This is a genomic window from Kitasatospora sp. NPDC091276, assembly GCF_040684355.1.
Lineage (GTDB): Bacteria > Actinomycetota > Actinomycetes > Streptomycetales > Streptomycetaceae > Kitasatospora.
The window spans coordinates 73,085-90,432 of the sequence record NZ_JBFBFU010000020.1; the positions used below are offsets into that span (position 1 = coordinate 73,085).

Consider the following 17,348-nt stretch of genomic DNA (forward strand, 5'->3'; position numbering starts at 1 on the left):
CCCACCCGGGGCCCCTTTCGCGTGCCCGGACCTCGGCCGCCGGCCTCAGCCGCCGTAGAACAGCCGCTCCACCACCGCCCGGGCCCGCCGGGTGGTCCGCCGGTAGTCGTCCACCAGCTCGCCGCTGTGCCCGGCGCCGTACCCGAGGTAGCGGGCCACCCCGGCCAGCTCCCGGGCCTCCCCGGGGAAGCTGTCGCCGGGCCGCCCGCGCACCAGCATCACCGCCGAGCGCACCCGGGAGGCCAGCACCCAGGCCGCGTCCAGCACCTGCGCGTCCGAGCGCCCGACCAGCCCGGCTCCGGCGGCGGCCGCCAGCGCGGCCCTGGTCCGGGTGGTGCGCAGGGCCGGCAGCTCGTGCCCGTGCTGGAGCTGGAGCAGTTGCACCGTCCACTCCACGTCGGCCAGCCCGCCGCGGCCGATCTTGGTGTGCGTGGTCGGGTCGGCGCCGCGCGGCAGCCGCTCGGCCTCGATCCGCGCCTTGATCCGGCGGATCTCCACCAGGTCCCGCTCCGGCACCCCGACACCGGGGTAGCGCAGCGGGTCGATCAGCTGCCGGAACCGCGCGCCCAGCTCCTCGTCCCCGGCCACCGGCTCGGCCCGCAGCAGCGCCTGGCTCTCCCAGGCGTGCGACCAGCGCCGGTAGTACGCCGCGTACGAGGCGAGGGTGCGCACCAGCGGGCCGCTGCGCCCCTCCGGCCGCAGGTCGGCGTCGACCAGCAGCGGCGGCTCGGTGGACGGCGCGCCGAGCAGGGTCCGCAGCTCGTTGCAGACCGCCTGGGCGGCCCGGGCGGCGTCCTGCTCCAGCGAGCCGAGCAGCGGCTCGTGGACGAAGAGCACGTCGGCGTCCGAGCCGTAGCCCAGCTCGTGGCCGCCGAACCGGCCCATCGCGATCACCGCGATCCGGGTTGGCAGGTCGCCGTGCTCGGCCTCCCAGCCGGCCGTGCAGGCGCGCAGCGCGCCCTGGAGGGTGGCGGCGTTGATCGCGGTCAGCGCCTCCCCCGCGGTGTCCAGCGCCTCGGCCGGGTCATCGCCGAGGCGGCCGAGGACGTCCGCGGCGGCGGTCCGGAACAGCTCCCGGCGGCGCACCGAGCGGGCGGCGGCGACGGCCGCGGCGGTGGATCCGGCCCGGCCGACGGCGGCCAGTATCTCCTGCTCCAGGGCGGCCCGGCCGCGCGGCGCCAGGCCCTGCGGGTCGCCCAGCATGGCGACCGCCTCGGGGGCGCGCAGCAGCAGGTCGGGGGCGAGCCGGCCGGCCGACAGCACCCGGGCCAACTGCTCGGCGGCGGCGCTCTCGTCGCGCAGCAGCCGCAGGTACCAGGGGGTGCGGCCGAGCGCGTCGGAGACCTGGCGGAAGTTGAGCAGCCCGGCGTCCGGGTCGGCCGAGTCGGCGAACCAGCCGAGCAGCACCGGCAGCAGGGTGCGCTGGATCGCGGCCTTGCGGCTCACCCCGGAGGCGAGCGCGCTGAGGTGGCGCAGCGCGGCGGCCGGGTCCGCGTAGCCCAGCGCCTCCAGCCGGGCCCGGGCCGCGTCCGGGGTCAACCCGGCCGCGCCCGGCGGCAGTTCGGCGACGGCGTCGAGCAGCGGCCGGTAGAACAGCTTCTCGTGCAGCCGCCGGACCTCGACCGCGTGCCGCTTCCACTCGCGCTGCAGCGCGGCCACCGGGTCGGAGCGGGTGTCGTCGTTGATCAGCGCGGCCAGCGAGCGGGCCAGCCTGCGCAGGTCCTCCGCGCCGGTGGGCATCAGGTGGGTGCGGCGCAGCCGGTAGAGCTGGATCCGGTGCTCCAGGGAGCGCAGGAAGCGGTAGGCGGTGTCCAGCGAGACGGCGTCCGCCCGGCCGACGTACCCGCCGCGGGAGAGCGCGGCCAGCGCCTCCAGGGTGTTGCCGCTGCGCAGCGCCGGGTCGGTGCGGCCGTGCACCAGCTGGAGCAGCTGGACGGAGAACTCGACGTCGCGCAGCCCGCCGGGGCCGAGCTTGAGCTGGCGGTCCAGTTCGGTGGCGGGGATCGAGTCGATCACCCGGCGGCGCATCTGCTGCACGTCGGTGACGAAGTTGTCCCGGGCGGCGGCCTGCCAGACCATCGGGGCCAGCGCCTCCAGGTAGGCGGCGCCGAGTTCGGCGTCCCCGGCGACCGGGCGGGCCTTGAGCAGCGCCTGGAACTCCCAGGTCTTGGCCCAGCGCTGGTAGTAGGCGAGGTGGCTGGCCAGGGTGCGCACCAGCGGGCCGTTGCGGCCCTCGGGGCGCAGGTTGGCGTCCACCGGCCAGATGGTGCCCTCGCCGGTGGTGTCCGCGCAGAGCCGGGTGAGGGCGGCGGCGAGCCGGGTGGCGGCCTTGACGGCCTCGTGCTCGTCCACGCCCTCGCGCGGCTCGGCGACGAAGATGACGTCCACGTCGGAGACGTAGTTGAGTTCGCGGCCGCCGCACTTGCCCATGCCGATCACGGCGAGCCGGCAGGCCCGGGCGGCGTCCTGGTCCTGCTCGGCGGCGAGGTCCAGGGCGGTCTGCAGGGTGGCGCCGGCCAGGTCGGCGAGTTCGGCGGCGGTCTGCGCGAGGTCGGTGGTGCCGGTGAGGTCGCGGGCGGCGATGGCGAGCAGGCAGCGGCGGTAGGCGACGCGCAGCGCGTCCGCCGGGCTGCGGCCGCCCTCCCGGCCGCGCCGGACGCCCTCGGCGAGCGCGCGGCGGAAGTCCTCCGGGCCGGGGTGCATGTCGCGCAGCTCGAAGGTGACCAGCATGTGCCAGTCGTGCGGGTGCCGGGCCAGGTGGTCGGCGAGCGCGGTGGAGACGCCGAGCACGCCGAGCAGCCGGTCGCGCAGCGGCTTGGAGGTGGTGAGGGTGTCGCGCAGGGTGCGCCGTTCGGCCTCGTCGGCGGCCTCCAGCAGCCGGGCCAGGCCGAGCAGGGCGAGGTCGGGGTCGGCGGTGGCGCCGAGCGCGTCCAGCAGCACGGGGTCGTCGGCCAGGCCTTCCAGGCCGGGGCCCGCCAGCAGCCGCACCGCCTGCGCCGGGTCGGTGAACCCGCGCCTGACCAGCCTGATCTCCGGCCGGCTGACCCGGCTCCCGGCCCGCTGCTCGTCCACCGCCATGGCCCCTCCATCCGTCCGCCCCAGCAGGTTACGCGCCCTGACGGCCCGGCGCCGGACACGACCGCCGGACACGACCGCCGGACGGCCCGCCGCCGCGCGCCGCGCCGCCCGTCCGTGACCTCGGGCCCGCCGCGCTCGTTCTCCCGGCGCCGACCGCCTCACCCCGCCCATCCCGTCCCATCCCGGAGCGCCGATGCCCAGCCGCCTGCCCTCGCTCACCGGGCTGCGCTTCTGGGCCGCCCTGCTGGTGGTGCTCTACCACCTGTCCCGCAAGGTCGGCGGGCTGCCGGTGCTCGATCCGCTCGCCTGGTACGGGCGCTCGGGGGTGACGTTCTTCTTCGTCCTGTCCGGTTTCGTCCTGGCCTGGACGTACGGCGGCTCGCCCGTCCCCGCCGGGGCGTTCGCCCGCCGCCGGTTCGCCCGGATCTGGCCGTTGCACGTGCTGAGCACCGTGCTGTCGCTGGGCGCGGACGCCGCGATCGGCACGGCGCTGCCGGTGGCGGCCGCGCTCTGGTCGCTGCTGCTGGTGCACCCGTGGGCGCAGGCGACGGTGTACGGCGGCAATCCGGCGTCCTGGTCGCTGGGCGCCGAGGCCTGGTTCTACCTGCTGTTCCCGCTGCTGCTGCGGTTGCTGGCGCCGCGCCGCCGCGCCTGGCTGCCGGTGGCGGCGGTGTGCGCGGCGCTCGGCCCGGCGCTGTGGGCGGCGGGCCCGCTGCTGCCGGCCGATCCGACGGTGCGCGGCTGGCTGCTGGACTACCTGCCGCTGGCCCGTACCCCGCAGTTCGTGCTCGGGGTGGCGGTCGGGCTGGCGGTGCGGCACGGGCTGCTCCCCCGGGTGCGGCTGGGCGCGGCGGCCGCGGCGGTGGCGGGCTGGCACCTGCTGCTGGCGCCCTGGCACGCGGCCGTCCCGGACGCGCTGTGGTGGGGCCCGTACAGCGCCTCCCAGCTGGTGCCGGCGGCCCTGTTCGCGGCGCTGCTGGTGGCGGCGGCCCAGCGGGACGCGGCCGGTGCGGCACCCCGGCCGCCGGGCGAACGGGGACCGGCCGGACGGGGACCGGTCGGGCGAGGTCTGGCCGGGCGAGGTCTGGCCGGGCGAGGTCTGGCCGGGCGGGCGGCGGTGCGGCTCGGCGAGTGGTCCTACGCCTGGTACCTGGTGCACGAGATCGGCATCCGCTGCTGGCTCGCCGAATCGGGCCGCCCGGCGCCCGGGGCGGCGGCGCTCGGGGTCTGGCTGCTGCTGGCCGGGGGGTCGCTGGCGGTGGCGGCGGGCCTGTACCGCTGGGTGGAGCGGCCGTGCGAGCGGCTGCTGCGCGGCTCGCCGCGCCGGCCCGGCGGGAACGCGGCGGCGCCGCTGCCGGCCCGCGCGGTGCGGGTGGGTCGGCAGCGGCGCCGGGCGGCGGCCGGTCAGGCGTCGGTGGAGCCGTCCAGGTTGACGTAGGCGTAGAAGACGCCGATGTCGTAGCCGTCCTTCTGGGTGTTGAAGGTGGTGGTGAGGTCGGTGTCCCCGTTGCGCAGGTACGGCGAGATGTCCCAGCGGTTGGAGTCGTAGCCGAAGTTGTTGCGGTTGTACGGGTTGCGGGCGAACTGGTCCTCCGGGGTCAGCTCCTCGATGGTGGAGTTGAAGGCGTCGTCCGGCGCGTGGTTGATGTCGGAGAATAGCGTCTCGGGCCCGTTGGTGGACTTGACCGACAGGGTGTCACCGGTCCACTTGAGGTCGCCGTCGTAGACCACCCAGCCGAGCTTGCCGTGGAGCTGACCGCTCTGCGGCGTCTGCAGCCCCGTGAGCTTGATCTGCCGCGTCGGGCTGTCCGGCAGCTCGACCTGGAAGCCGTCCCACAGGTGGATGTGCCGCATCGGCTTGCAGTCGTTCTCGTACGCGACGACGATCGTCCAGCCGCCCCAGCTGTGCGGCTTCACCACCGAGTCCATGTTGGCGACGGTGTAGGTGCCGTTGCCGGCGTTCCTGACCAGGTCGGTGATGTCGGCGGAGGCCTGGTAGCTGCTCTCCACGTCGGTGGTGATGTAGCCGATGGACGGCTGGTCGTTGGCGATGTCCCGGTACTGCTTCTCGCCCGGGACCTTGAGGTACACCTCGTCGATCTGGTTCTCCGGCAGCACGGTGTCGCCGATGCCTCGGGTGCCGCCCCAGTACAGCCGGGCGTACTTGACCTTGGAGCCGTCGATCAGGCCGAGGTCGGCGGAGCTGGCGGAGTAGATCGGGTCACCGAGCGGGCCGATGGAGCCCGGGTCGATGTTGATGTACTTCATCTCGTACTTGTTGTTGATCGGCATGCTGCCGAGGCCCTTGCGGGCGTCCTCGCAGGGCGGCTGCGCCGGGTCGACCGGCGGCTTGGTCTCGTCACAGGTCATCAGCGAGTTGCTGATCCTGGTGACGGAGCCGTGGAAGTCGCCCTGGAAGCGGGTGGTGAACGGCAGCGGGTTCTCGGCGATGGTCTCGGCGCGCGGGCGCGGGTTCGACGAACCGGAGCCGGAACCACGGGCGTCGGCGACCGGGGTGGCCAGCAGCTGGCTCGCGACGGCGGCGAGGGCGGCGCCCGCGACGACGGCCCGGCGGGCGAGCAGGCGGGCCGCGGCGGCGCGGCTGACAGCGGAGGAGGGCATGGGATCCTCTCGGGACGGAACGGACGAGCACGCCCATCGGACCACAACTGTCCGTCACAGGATCTTCACATACCGCCATTGGGGAAGCGATCCCACCCCAGCGGACGGCCCGCTGTCATCCGATCGAACGACAGCGGGCCCGGAGGTGTTTGGGAGCCTCAGGTGCTCACAGCACCTGGAGGTTCTTGCGCAGCTCGAACGGGGTGACCTCGGAGCGGTACTCCTCCCACTCCTGCCGCTTGTTGCGCAGGAAGAAGTCGAAGACGTGCTCGCCGAGGGTCTCGGCGACGAGCTCGCTGCGCTGCATCAGGTCGATCGCCTCGCCGAGGTTCTGCGGCATCGGCTGGATGCCGAGGGCGCGGCGCTCGGAGTCGGACAGCGCCCAGACGTCGTCGTCGGCGCCCGGCGGGAGCTCGTAGCCCTCCTCGATGCCCTTGAGGCCGGCCGCGAGGGTGACGGCGTAGGCGAGGTACGGGTTGCAGCCGGTGTCCAGGGAGCGGACCTCGATCCGGGTGGAGCCCTGCTTGCCGGGCTTGTACATCGGCACCCGGATCAGCGCCGAGCGGTTGTTGTGGCCCCAGCAGATGTAGGACGGGGCCTCGCCGCCGGCGCCGGCGGTGCGCTGGGAGCCGCCCCAGATCCGCTTGTAGGAGTTCACCCACTGGTTGGTGACGGCGGCGGTCTCGGCGGCGTGCTTGAGCAGGCCGGCGATGAAGGAGCGCCCGACCTTGGAGAGCTGGTACTCGGCGCCGGTCTCGTGGAAGGCGTTGCGGTCGCCCTCGAACAGCGACAGGTGGGTGTGCATGCCCGAGCCGGGGTGGTCGGAGAACGGCTTGGGCATGAAGCTGGCGTGCACGCCCTGCTCCAGCGCGACCTCCTTCATGACCAGACGGAAGGTCATGATGTTGTCGGCGGTGGACAGCGCGTCGGCGTAGCGCAGGTCGATCTCCTGCTGGCCGGGGGCGCCCTCGTGGTGGGAGAACTCCACCGAGATGCCCATCGACTCCAGCATGGTGATGGCCTGTCGGCGGAAGTCGTGGCCGACCCCGCGCGGGGTGTGGTCGAAGTAGCCGGACTGGTCGGCGGGGATCGGCGGGGTGCCGTCGCCGGGCAGGTTCTTCAGCAGGAAGAACTCGATCTCGGGGTGGGTGTAGAAGGTGAAGCCCTGGGCGGAGGCCTTCTCCAGGGTGCGCTTGAGCACGAACCGGGGGTCGGCGTAGGACGGCGAGCCGTCGGGCATCAGGATGTCGCAGAACATCCGGGCGGTGCCGGGGGTCTCCGAGCGCCACGGCAGGATCTGGAAGGTGGTCGGGTCCGGCTTGGCGATCATGTCGGACTCGTAGACCCGGGCGAAGCCCTCGATCGCCGATCCGTCGAAGCCGATGCCCTCCTCGAAGGCCTGCTCCAGTTCGGCCGGAGCCACCGCGACCGACTTCAGGAACCCGAGCACGTCGGTGAACCACAGCCGGACGAACCGGATGTCACGCTCCTCAAGCGTCCGAAGCACGAACTGCTGCTGCTTGCCCATGGGGACAGTCTCACCTCTGCTCTTTACGCTCGTGTTACGCCCGGAAGACCCCCGGACGCGACTGCCCCCATCATGGCCGATCACCGCGCGGGACGGCAGTCCGGACCCCGGTCCGACCCCCCGGGCAGCACATTGCGTCAGATCGACGATTACACTCGGAGGCATGCCCAATCTCCGTCTCGCCCTGAGCCAGATCGACCCCTGGGTCGGTGACATCGCCCGCAACAGCGATGAGGTGGTGCGCTGGACCAGGCAGGCCGTGGAGGCCGGCGCCCAGTTGGTCGCCTTCCCCGAGATGGCCCTGACCGGCTACCCCGTCGAGGACCTCGCCCTGCGCAGTTCCTTCGTCGAGGCGTCCCGGGGCGCGCTGGTCGAGCTGGCCGGGCGGCTGGCCGCCGACGGGCTGGGCGAGGTGCCGGTGGTGGTCGGCTACCTCGGGCGCTCCGAGCACGCCTCGCCGAGGTTCGGCCGCCCGGCCGGCTCCCCGCAGAACTGCGCCGCCGTGCTGCACCGGGGCGAGGTGGTGACCCGCTTCGCCAAGCACCACCTGCCCAACTACGGCGTGTTCGACGAGTACCGCTGGTTCGTCCCGGGCGAGCAGCTGCCGGTGCTGCGGCTGCACGGAGTGGACGTCGCGCTGGCCATCTGCGAGGACATCTGGCAGGACGGCGGCCGGGTCACCGCGGCCCGCGAGGCCGGGGCCGGGCTGCTGCTGGTGGTCAACGGCTCGCCGTACGAGCGGAACAAGGACGACCAGCGGCTGGAGCTGGTCCGGCGCCGGGCCGCCGAGGCGGGCTGCCCGCTGGCCTACGTCAACATGGTCGGCGGCCAGGACGAGCTGGTCTTCGACGGCGACTCGATCGTGGTCGGCGCGGACGGCGTGGTGCTGGCCCGCTCCCCGCAGTTCGAGGAGCACCTGCTGGTGCTGGACCTCGACCTGCCGGCCGCCGGCGGCGACCACACCGACGGCCTGCTGCTGAGCGACGGCCTGCACCTCGTCCGCACCGAGCTGGGCGGCGAGCCGCAGGCCGCGCCCGCGGACACCCCGACCCCCGAGGTGGCGCCGCGGCTGTCCGACGAGGCGGAGATCTGGGCCGCGCTGGTCTCCGGCACCCGGGCGTACGTCACCAAGAACGGCTTCCGTTCGGTGCTGATCGGCCTCTCCGGCGGCATCGACTCGGCACTGGTGGCCGCCATCGCGGTGGACGCGATCGGCGCCGAGAACGTGTACTGCGTCTCGATGCCCAGCCGCTACTCCTCGCAGCACTCCCGGGACGACGCGGCCGAGCTGGCCCGCCGGACCGGGCTGCACTACCGCACCGTCTCCATCGCCCCGATGTTCGACGCCTACCTGGGCGCGACCGAGCTGACCGGCCTGGCCGAGGAGAACCTGCAGTCCCGGCTGCGCGGCACCCTGCTGATGGCGATCTCCAACCAGGAGGGGCACATCGTGCTCGCGCCCGGCAACAAGAGCGAGCTGGCCGTCGGCTACTCGACCCTGTACGGCGACTCGGTGGGCGCGTTCGGGCCGATCAAGGACGTCTACAAGTCGCTGGTCTTCCGGCTGGCCCACTGGCGCAACGAGGAGGCCGAGCGGCGCGGCGAGGTGCCGCCGATCCCGGAGAACACCATCTCCAAGCCGCCGTCCGCCGAGCTGCGGCCGGACCAGAAGGACAGCGACTCGCTGCCCGACTACGACCTGCTGGACAGCGTGCTGGCCCGCTACATCGAGGGCGACGAGGGGCGGGACGCGATCGTCGCGGCCGGCTTCGACCCGGCCGTGGTGGACCGGGTGGTCCGGCTGGTCGACACCGCCGAGTACAAGCGGCGGCAGTACCCGCCGGGCCCCAAGATCTCGGTCAAGAACTTCGGCCGGGACCGCCGCCTGCCGATCACCAACCGCTGGCGGCGGGGCTGACCCAGCTAGTTGAACCGGTAGGTGGCGGCCACCGCGAGGTGGTCGCTGCCGTCCCGGGGCAGGGTGCGGGAGTCGACCGGCGCGAGGCCGCCCTTGCTCATGATCTGGTCGATCCGGGCCATCGGGAAGGACGCCGGCCAGCTGAAGCCGAAGCCGTCCCCGGCGGCGCCCTGGGCCGAGCGCATCTGCGAGGTGACCGGCGCCAGGCTGCGGTCGTTCATGGTGCCGTTGAGGTCGCCGAGCAGCAGCACCTTCTTCACCGGCTCGGCCTGGATCGCGTCGCCGAGCGCCTGCGCGCTGACGTCCCGCTGGTCGACGGTGAAGCCGCCCTCGGCCTTCAGCCGCACCGACGGCAGGTGCGCGACGTACACCGCGACCGGGCCCTGCGGGGTGGCTACCTGGGCCCGGAACGCCCTGGTCCAGCCCATCTTGAGGTCCACCGGCGAGACTCCGCTGATCGGGTACTTCGACCAGAGGCCGACCGTCCCCTCCACCTCGTGGTACGGGTACGCCTCGGCGAGCCCGCTCTCGTAGTCGCGCAGCGGCTTGCCGGCCAGCTCCTGGAGGGCGACGATCTGGGCGCCGGAGGCCACCAGGCCGCGGACGGTGCCCGGCACGTCGGGGTTGGCGGCGGCGACGTTGTGGCTGACCACCGTCCAGTCGCCGGTGCCGCCGCTCTTGTCGCTGAGCAGGCCGCCGAACAGGTTGAGCCAGATCGCGACGGGCAGCAGCAGCGCGATCAGCGCGGTGGCGGAACGGCGCAGCAGCGCGGGGACCAGCAGCACCGGGACGGCCAGGCCGATCCAGGGCAGGAAGGTCTCCAGCAGGCTGCCGAGGTTGCCGGCGCTGTTGGGGACGTCGGCGTGGAGGGCCATCAGCAGGGCGGTGAGCACGGCCAGCACCGCGACCACCAGGCCGCGCCGCCAGGTGGTGGCGCCGCGGCCGTCCCGGCCCCAGTGCCGCAGGCCCAGGAACCCTCCGGGACGGCCCGCGGGGGCCGGGGCGCCCGCCTCGCCCCAGGGCCCGGCCGTGCTCCGGTCGGTCCTGTCCGCCTGCGTCATCCGTGGCTCCCGTTGTTCGTGCCGTCGCCGGTCCGGTGTCCGGCCCGTGGGGTACGGGCGGGTGCCGGACTGGTGCCGGTTTGATCGGATACCCGGCTCAGCCTATGCCGGGACAGACGCGGGGCCGTCGGAGCGGGTTCCGGCGTGGCCCGGTTTGGTGAGCCAGGCCACGCCGGACGCAGGTCGGACGCAGGTCGGTGCAGGTCGCTGCGGGTACGGGACCGGGGCGCGGGGTCCGGGGCGCGGGAGCGCGTTCAGCCGCGGGAGCCGGAGGCCGCGTGCGGCGCCAGGCCTTCGAGCAGCGAGTCGACCATCCGGCGGGCCAGGTCCGGGTCCTCCAGGTCGGAGTCGTCCCAGAGGATGCTGCGGTACAGGATCGGGCCCATCAGCATGTCGCCGAGCAGCTCGACGTCGAGGTCGGACCGCAGCACGCCCTCGTCCATGGCGCGGCGGATCAGGGTGAGCCCCGCCTCCCGGCGCGGCTTGATCACCCGGTCGCGGTACGCGCTGTACAGGTCGGGCAGGCCCTGCATCTGGCCGAGGGCGGCCTTGAGCACCCAGCGGGAGCGCTTGGCGAGGCCGCGCCGGCGCATGTAGTCGATCATCTCGATCAGGTGGTCCCGGGCGGTGCCGTCGGTCGGCGCGGGCATCGGGACTTCCAGCCGGCTGACCACGTCGACCAGCAGGGCCTCCTTGTTGGGCCAGCGCCGGTAGATGGTGGCCTTGCCGACGCCGGCCGCGGCGGCGATGCCCTCGATGGTGAGCTCGGACAGCGCGGTGCCGCCGGCCATCAGGTCCTCGACGGCGGCGAAGATGGCCTGCTCGGCGGCCTCGCTGCGCGGGCGGCCGCGGCGTACGGCGGCGCAGGGCTGTCCGGCTCCGGCGGCCGGGGTGTCCGTCTTCATCCCCGCTGTACTCCCTCGCTGTCCGCGTGGCGCACGGGCGCCGCTCCGTTTCCGATGGTGGTCCGTGGACCGGGCCGGGTGGCGGCCGCCGTCCTGGACCTCGGCCCTGCCGCCCGGGGGTTCACCCGGGTGACAGGGCCATTGTCGCTCAGTGCGATCGAGGGTCAGGCGTCCGCGGCCACGGCCTTGCGGCTCTGGTCGGGCTGCTCGGCGGCCTTCCCGGCCGGGCCGCCGGGGGCGGCCGACCGGCGCGGCAGCAGGAACCAGGCGATCAGCGCGCCGACCACCGTGATGCCCGCGGAGAGCGAGGCCACCACGTGCATGGCGCTGACGAAGGCGTCGTCGGCCGGGCCGATCAGCGCGGCGCCCTTGGGGCCCATCCGCTCGGCGATGGCCAGGGTGGCCTCCAGCGACTCGCCGGCCTTGCCGCGCAGGTCGTCGGGCAGCTGGTTGAGCGTGTCGGTCATGCCGTCGCGGTAGACGGTGGAGAGCACCGCGCCGAGCACGGCGACGCCGAGCGAGCCGCCGACCTGGCGGAAGGTGTTGTTGACGGCCGAGCCCGCGCCGGCCTTCTCGCGGGGCAGCGAGGCCATGATCGCGACGGTGACCGGCGGCATGACGTGCGCCATGCCGGTGCCCATCAGCAGGCCGAGCACGATCAGCACCCAGATCGGCGTGTCGACGCCCAGCAGGGTGTAGCCGACGAAGCCGACCGCGATCAGCAGCATGCCGACGGCGGCGGTGGCGGCGACGCCGAAGCGGTCGACCACCAGCCGGGCCCGCGGCGCGAACAGGAGCTGGGCGACGGCCAGCGGCAGCATCAGCAGGCCGGCCTGGAGCGCGCTGTAGCCGCGCACGCTCTGGATGTAGAAGACGCCGAAGAAGGAGACGCCCATCAGCGCGAAGAAGACCACGCCGACGACCACGACGGAGGCGCTGAACACCTTGTTGCGGAACCAGGTGACGTCCAGCGCGGGGAAGCGGGTGCGGCCCTCGAACCAGACGAAGGCGGCCAGCGCCAGCACGCCGACCAGCGTCGGCACCCAGGCCTCGGCGGCGGTGAAGTCGGCCAGCTCGCCGCCCTTGATGATGCCGTAGATCAGCGCGACCAGGCCGATGATCGACAGCAGCACGCCTATCGGGTCGAGCTTGCCGGGGTTCGGGTCCTTGGACTCGGGCACCAGGACGATCATCGCGATCACCGCGACGATCACGATCGGGACGTTGACCAGGAAGACCGAGCCCCACCAGAAGTGCTCGATCAGCAGGCCGCCGGTGATCGGGCCGATGGCGATGGCCAGGCCGACCGCGCCGGCCCAGATGCCGATCGCCTTGGGCTGCTCGGAGCGCTCGAACACGTTCATGATGATGGCCAGCGTGGCGGGCATCGCGAGCGCGGCGCCGACGCCCATCAGGGCGCGGTAGCCCACGAGTTCACCGGGCGAGGCGGCCAGCGCGGAGAGCAGCGAGGCGATGCCGAAGACCACCATGCCGCCGAGCAGCGCGCGCTTGCGGCCGAAGCGGTCGCCGAGCAGGCCGGAGGTGAAGAGCAGCCCGGCGAACACCAGGGTGTAGGAGTTGATCGACCACTCCAGGTCGCTCTGGCTGGCGCCGAGGCCGACCGGCGCGGGGGTCGCGATGGTCTTCATCGCGACGTTGAGGATCGAGTTGTCGAGGACGACGACGAGCAGGGCGAGCACCAGGGTGCAGAGGATCGCCCAGCGTCGGCGGTGGATGGCTTCCGGCACGCGGGGTGGCGCGGCTGCGGTGGTCATTGGTCTTCCCGTCCGTGGTGGTGTGGCACTGGCGGGCAATTCCGAGCCATGGTCGTCTCGTAACCCCCCGGCACCAGGGTAGCGGCCATTACGATACGAGACGACTCCGTTTCGTAAAAACGCGGCAAAGCCCGGGGCCGCCCGCGCTCGCCGGTGTGCCGCAGATCGCACCCGACCGCCCGCACGCCCCTTTGCGCGCACGCCGGGGCGTGCAAGCATGGAGGTGATCCGGGGACGCCGCACGGCGCCACGAGACGACAACCCTTCAGGAGTCCGTTCGATGAACGCTTCTTCGCCTTCGCCTGCCCAGAACCAGGCGGCGACCGCCACCCTCTACGGCGGGGTCACCAACCGCCGCATCACCGTCCGCGACCTCGCCAGCGCCAAGCAGCGCGGCGAGAAGTGGTCGATGCTCACCGCCTACGACGCCCTCACCGCCGGAGTGTTCGACGAGGCCGGCATCCCCGTCCTGCTGGTCGGCGACTCCGCCGGCAACTGCCACCTCGGCTACGAGACCACCGTGCCGGTGACCATGGATCAGATGGTGATGCTCTCCGCCGCCGTCGTCCGCGGCACCAAGCGCGCGATGATCGTCGCCGACCTGCCGTTCGGCTCCTACCAGGAGTCCCCCGCGCAGGCCATGCGCAACGCGGCCCGGCTGATGAAGGAGGCCGGGGTCGGCGCGGTCAAGCTGGAGGGCGGGGAGCGCAGCGCCCGCTCGATCGAGCTGCTGGTCGAGGCCGGCGTCCCGGTGATGGCGCACATCGGCCTCACCCCGCAGTCCGTGCACGCCTTCGGCGGCTACCCCGTCCAGGGCCGCGGCGACGAGGCGGCGCACCAGCTGCTGCGCGACGCCAAGGCCGTCCAGCAGTCGGGCGCCTTCGCGGTCGTACTGGAGGCGGTGCCGGCCGAGCTGGCCGCCCAGGTCACCGAGCAGCTGGCCATCCCGACCGTCGGCATCGGCGGCGGGCCCGACACCGACGCCCAGGTCCTGGTCTGGACCGACATGGCCGGCATGACGGCGGGCCGGGTGCCCAAGTTCGTCAAGCAGTACGCCGACCTGCGGACCGTCCTCGGCGACGCCGCCCGCGCCTTCGCCGAGGACGTCCGCGGCGGCGCCTTCCCGGCCGCGGAGCACAGCTTCCACTGACGGCCTACCCGCACCGTCGCCCGTCGCCGCTTCGGCATCGCCGAAGCGGCGACGTTGCCGGTCGAAAAGGGCAGGGCCCCGCGGTTCCTTCGTTGGCCGCGGGGAGACAGGACGAATCCCGGCCTCGGCGGAGCTCGATCCGCTCAGATGTCGGAGACGCAGACGACCCCCAGGTCGGCGAGTCCTTCGCTCTGGCAGAGGTGATCGGACGCGCCGCCGACGGCGGTCTGCAGCAGCTGGTAGTCGGCGCCGTGCGCCCGGCCCCAGTGCATGGCGGCCCGCCACAGTTGCCGCCCCAGGCCGAGTCCGCGGTACTCCGGCAGGACTCCGAAGTACTGGGGCAGGAGGCGGACTCGCCCGATCGGGTCAGCCATCGTCTCCATGGGGCCGATGGCACCGGCCACCCGCCCGTCCCGCACCTCGATCAGAACGGGGCCGACGGTTTCGAGCCTGGAGTGCAGGAAGGCGAACCCCTCGCCGGCCAGCTTCTCGGCGAAGGCCTCGAAGGTCTTCGCCACGTCCGCGGCTGTTCCGGACAGGGCCTCGACTCCGTCGACAGCGGGAACGCGGCTGTCGAAGGTCCTGAGCTGGACGCGGGTGGATGCGGCCAGAGGCTCCGGGGCCTCCTGGAACCACACGACGCGGGCTTTTGCGACTCCGCGCAGGGTGGCGAGTCCGGCGGCGTTCTCGCGGGCTCCGGGCAGGCACTCCGAGGCACCGTAGAGGTGGAGCCGCAGGATCCCGCGGTCGGTGATCGTCGGGATCAGGGTGTGCTCGCGGTCCTGGACGATGTCGTCCACCAGGACCCGTTCGCCCTTGCGGTCCGACCAGCGCCGGTCCTTGTCGTGGGACAGGAACCGGCCGGTGCCGGCGACGGCGAACACGTCGTTCAGAAGTTCCGGGCCCATCACGTCGGGGTGAACGGGGCCGAGTGCCGGCACGTACGGCACGGAGATGCGGGGTTGCAGCCAGTCCCAGCGGAATCCCATGCGCCCACGCTACTCGGCTGCCACGCCGGGCTCAGGCCCTGACGCGAACCGCGTCAGGGCCTGAGCATCACCGACCGATCGCGATCAGTGCGGGTTGTCGTCACCTGCGGAGCACGAGCACTTGATCGACTCCATGGTGTCGTCCAGGTCGGCGACGGTGGTGATCTCGGTGACGGGCGGGACGGAGACGCCCAGGGGCCGCGTCAGGTACGGCAGGCGCTGGGTCGGGCCGTCCCCCGGCAGCGGACGCCTCGGGGAGATCTCGATGGCAACTGCGGTCATGTTCATCCTGCTTTCTTGATGCCGTGTTGGCAGTAGGAACCGAGTGGTGCCTTCGCCTCCTGGTAGTGCTTGGCCAAGGGTCGGCACACCGTGCACGACCCGGAGAGCTGGCAGCCGGAGCAGCCACCGGTGCGAAGCATGAGGCGGTCGGCGATGACGCCGAGCCGGGCAAGGCCGTCGATCCCCTCAGCGGGCAGACTGATCTGGTCGTCACGGCCGATCTTGCAGATGGACACCAGACCGTGGGGATCGGTGTGGAAGAAGCTGTGGCCCGCGTTGCACCCGGCGAACGGCTTGCGCATGCGCAGGTGCTCTTTGGACTGCGCGGTCAGGGACTCGGCACCGCCGTAGATCGTCGGCGTCATGTTGGTGAAGACGTTGTACTCCAACCCCCACGACCGGCAAAGGTCGATCATCGCCTGCTCCTCGTGCGCGTTGTCGTCGGTGACGACAACGCTCATCCGTAGCGGGAGCCGGGCGTGGCGCGCGGCGTTCATCCCCTGGACGAACAGGTCCCAGGCGCCCGGCCGTTGCGTGAGCTCGTCGTAGCTGGCTTTCGTGGCGCCGTACATCGACACCGTGACCCGGTAGGGCGGGCAGTCCCGGAGGAGGCCAAGCAGGTTCTCGCGCCACAGTAGCGAGGCGTTCGTCGAGACCGTGATCATCATGCCCAGCTCGAAGGCGGTCCGATAGGACACGAGGAAGTCCTTGTCCACGGTGGGCTCCCCACCGGTGATCTGGAGCCACAGCACGCCAGCTTCGGCCATGATCCGCAGACACGCCAGCTTGTCGGCCAACGGCATGCCGGAGTTGACCTTGAGTCCCAGGTAGCAGTGCTTGCACGTGTAGTTGCAGCCGAGGTTGATCTCCCACGACGCCCTGGAGTAACCCCACGGGGAGGGCTCGCGGACGAACAGGAACTCGCCCACCGGCCGGCCGGTGACCTCCAGGTCGGCCCACTGGGTGCCCACGGCGTCCACGAGCCAGGAGGGAGCCGCCTCGGCCGGGTCATGGGCACGCAGGTCCTCGTAGTAGGAGTGCGGGAGCCGAAGGCCGCCACGGCTGCCCGGCCGCACCAACAGGTACTCGTCCAAGAACGGACTGGCGATGAGGTTGTGCATGTTCCCTCCTTCACTGAGCAATTCGGAAGGCGCCGCCGACGGCGGGCCGAAGTGCCTGGGCGGATCCAGGCGGTCAGGCGCCGGGGTAGCGCAGGTACGCCTCAGCGGACGCAAGGGTGTAGAAGCGCCTGATCCGGTGCGGATCGCCCAACGCGCGCAGGTACTCGTGCCGCTCGCGGTCGTAGATCCCCCAGCACTCCAGCAACAGGAAGTGCGGGCTGCAGGAGTCGATCGGGCGAATCTCGTATCGAGACGAGGGAGAGGAGACGGTCGCCCCACGACCACTGGCCGGATCGACCCCCGTCACGGCTCGGTCGGGGGCCGCTTCGAACCACACCACCTTTCCCTTCTCCACCGGGTGCCAGCCCCAGGAGTGAGCCAGTGCCTCCACCAGCAGGAGGCCACGGCCGTTGGTGGCCATGTCGTCGGCCTTGCTCCTGACCGGCGGCTGCGGACTCCGGTCAGCGATCTCGACCCGCAGGCGGGCGCCAGTCCACAGCACCGTGATGCGGCAGCACTCCTGTCCGTACTCGATGGCATTGGCCAGCAGCTCGCCCGCGCACAACTCCGCATCCCACAAAGCGTCGTCCGTCAACGGAACCCGCCAGGAAGCGGCGAGGTGCCGGATCAGTCGACGTGCCGGCCGGATGGTCGCCGGGTTCGGCTCGACATCCCAGGAGTGCGGCTTCGGGATCGTGGCAGCGTCGGTGCGGTTCATTGGCGGGGCCGTCTCAGTCGGGTACTCCTCCGGGCATGTATCCGGAGGAGCACCAGAATCCCGAGGCGGCGGCTTCGAGGTAAGGCCAGCGTGTGTACCCACGATGGGTAAACTTGCGGTCAGTTATCTCAAGTGACGCTGAGCGATGATCCTTTGCTGCAGGGGGCCGGTCGTGAGTGAGCCAATGGGGCCGCCCGGGCT

The 17,348-nt window shown here is 72.5% G+C and carries 13 protein-coding genes; 3 read left to right on the forward strand and 10 right to left on the reverse strand.

All coding sequences use genetic code 11. The features are described 5' to 3' along the window. Positions 1-45: 45 nt before the first annotated feature. The gene (locus AB0O19_RS24410; RefSeq protein WP_363622303.1) at positions 46-3,078 is read right to left on the reverse strand and encodes a bifunctional [glutamine synthetase] adenylyltransferase/[glutamine synthetase]-adenylyl-L-tyrosine phosphorylase; all 3,033 of its coding nucleotides are present in this window, start codon (positions 3,076-3,078) and stop codon (positions 46-48) included. Between the two features lie 193 nt (positions 3,079-3,271). On the opposite strand from AB0O19_RS24410, the gene AB0O19_RS24415 reads away from it, so the two are divergent. Continuing rightward, entirely contained in the window at positions 3,272-4,516 is a 1,245-nt protein-coding gene (locus tag AB0O19_RS24415) for an acyltransferase (protein WP_363622305.1), read from the forward strand. Here AB0O19_RS24415 and AB0O19_RS24420 read toward each other — a convergent pair. Both AB0O19_RS24420 and glnA read right to left on the reverse strand, forming a co-directional pair. Further along, positions 4,483-5,700 carry a hypothetical protein gene (locus AB0O19_RS24420; protein ID WP_363622307.1) on the reverse strand — a complete coding sequence of 406 codons (1,218 nt, stop codon included), beginning with the start codon at positions 5,698-5,700 and terminating at the stop codon, positions 4,483-4,485. The genes AB0O19_RS24415 and AB0O19_RS24420 overlap by 34 nt on opposite strands. A gap of 166 nt (positions 5,701-5,866) precedes the next feature. After that, positions 5,867-7,228 (reverse strand): type I glutamate--ammonia ligase, encoded by a 1,362-nt coding sequence (gene glnA, locus AB0O19_RS24425; RefSeq protein WP_363580876.1) that lies wholly within the window; start codon positions 7,226-7,228, stop codon positions 5,867-5,869. Positions 7,229-7,391: 163 nt separating this feature from the next. On the opposite strand from glnA, the gene AB0O19_RS24430 reads away from it, so the two are divergent. Next, positions 7,392-9,146: an NAD+ synthase gene (locus tag AB0O19_RS24430; protein WP_363622309.1), complete on the forward strand. Its 1,755-nt coding sequence runs from the start codon at positions 7,392-7,394 to the stop codon at positions 9,144-9,146. A 5-nt stretch (positions 9,147-9,151) separates the two neighbouring features. Here the strand turns inward: AB0O19_RS24430 and AB0O19_RS24435 are convergent, their stop codons facing one another. The 3 genes from AB0O19_RS24435 to AB0O19_RS24445 form a co-directional block, all read right to left on the reverse strand. Then, on the reverse strand, positions 9,152-10,021 hold the full coding sequence (locus tag AB0O19_RS24435; RefSeq protein ID WP_363580978.1) for an endonuclease/exonuclease/phosphatase family protein: 870 nt from the start codon (positions 10,019-10,021) through the stop codon (positions 9,152-9,154). Between the two features lie 440 nt (positions 10,022-10,461). Then, a complete protein-coding gene (locus AB0O19_RS24440; RefSeq protein WP_363580872.1) occupies positions 10,462-11,112 on the reverse strand; it encodes a TetR/AcrR family transcriptional regulator in 651 nt (216 codons plus the stop codon). A gap of 164 nt (positions 11,113-11,276) precedes the next feature. Continuing rightward, positions 11,277-12,887 (reverse strand): MFS transporter, encoded by a 1,611-nt coding sequence (locus tag AB0O19_RS24445; RefSeq protein WP_363580870.1) that lies wholly within the window; start codon positions 12,885-12,887, stop codon positions 11,277-11,279. 280 nt (positions 12,888-13,167) lie between these two features. Between AB0O19_RS24445 and panB the strand changes: the two genes are divergently transcribed. Beyond that, positions 13,168-14,037, forward strand: a complete 870-nt coding sequence (gene panB / locus AB0O19_RS24450) for a 3-methyl-2-oxobutanoate hydroxymethyltransferase (protein ID WP_363622311.1) — start codon at positions 13,168-13,170, stop codon at positions 14,035-14,037. Between the two features lie 143 nt (positions 14,038-14,180). Here the strand turns inward: panB and AB0O19_RS24455 are convergent, their stop codons facing one another. From AB0O19_RS24455 to AB0O19_RS24470, 4 genes are all read right to left on the reverse strand, one after another. Next, complete coding sequence (locus tag AB0O19_RS24455; RefSeq protein WP_363622313.1) at positions 14,181-15,026, reverse strand: GNAT family N-acetyltransferase; 846 nt, start codon at positions 15,024-15,026, stop codon at positions 14,181-14,183. An 84-nt stretch (positions 15,027-15,110) separates the two neighbouring features. Continuing rightward, positions 15,111-15,308, reverse strand: coding sequence for a hypothetical protein (locus AB0O19_RS24460; protein ID WP_363622315.1), 198 nt, complete (start codon positions 15,306-15,308; stop codon positions 15,111-15,113). A gap of 2 nt (positions 15,309-15,310) precedes the next feature. Next, entirely contained in the window at positions 15,311-16,429 is a 1,119-nt protein-coding gene (locus tag AB0O19_RS24465) for a radical SAM protein (protein WP_363622317.1), read from the reverse strand. 73 nt (positions 16,430-16,502) lie between these two features. Then, positions 16,503-17,147 (reverse strand): ATP-binding protein, encoded by a 645-nt coding sequence (locus AB0O19_RS24470; protein WP_363622319.1) that lies wholly within the window; start codon positions 17,145-17,147, stop codon positions 16,503-16,505. Positions 17,148-17,348: the final 201 nt, after the last annotated feature.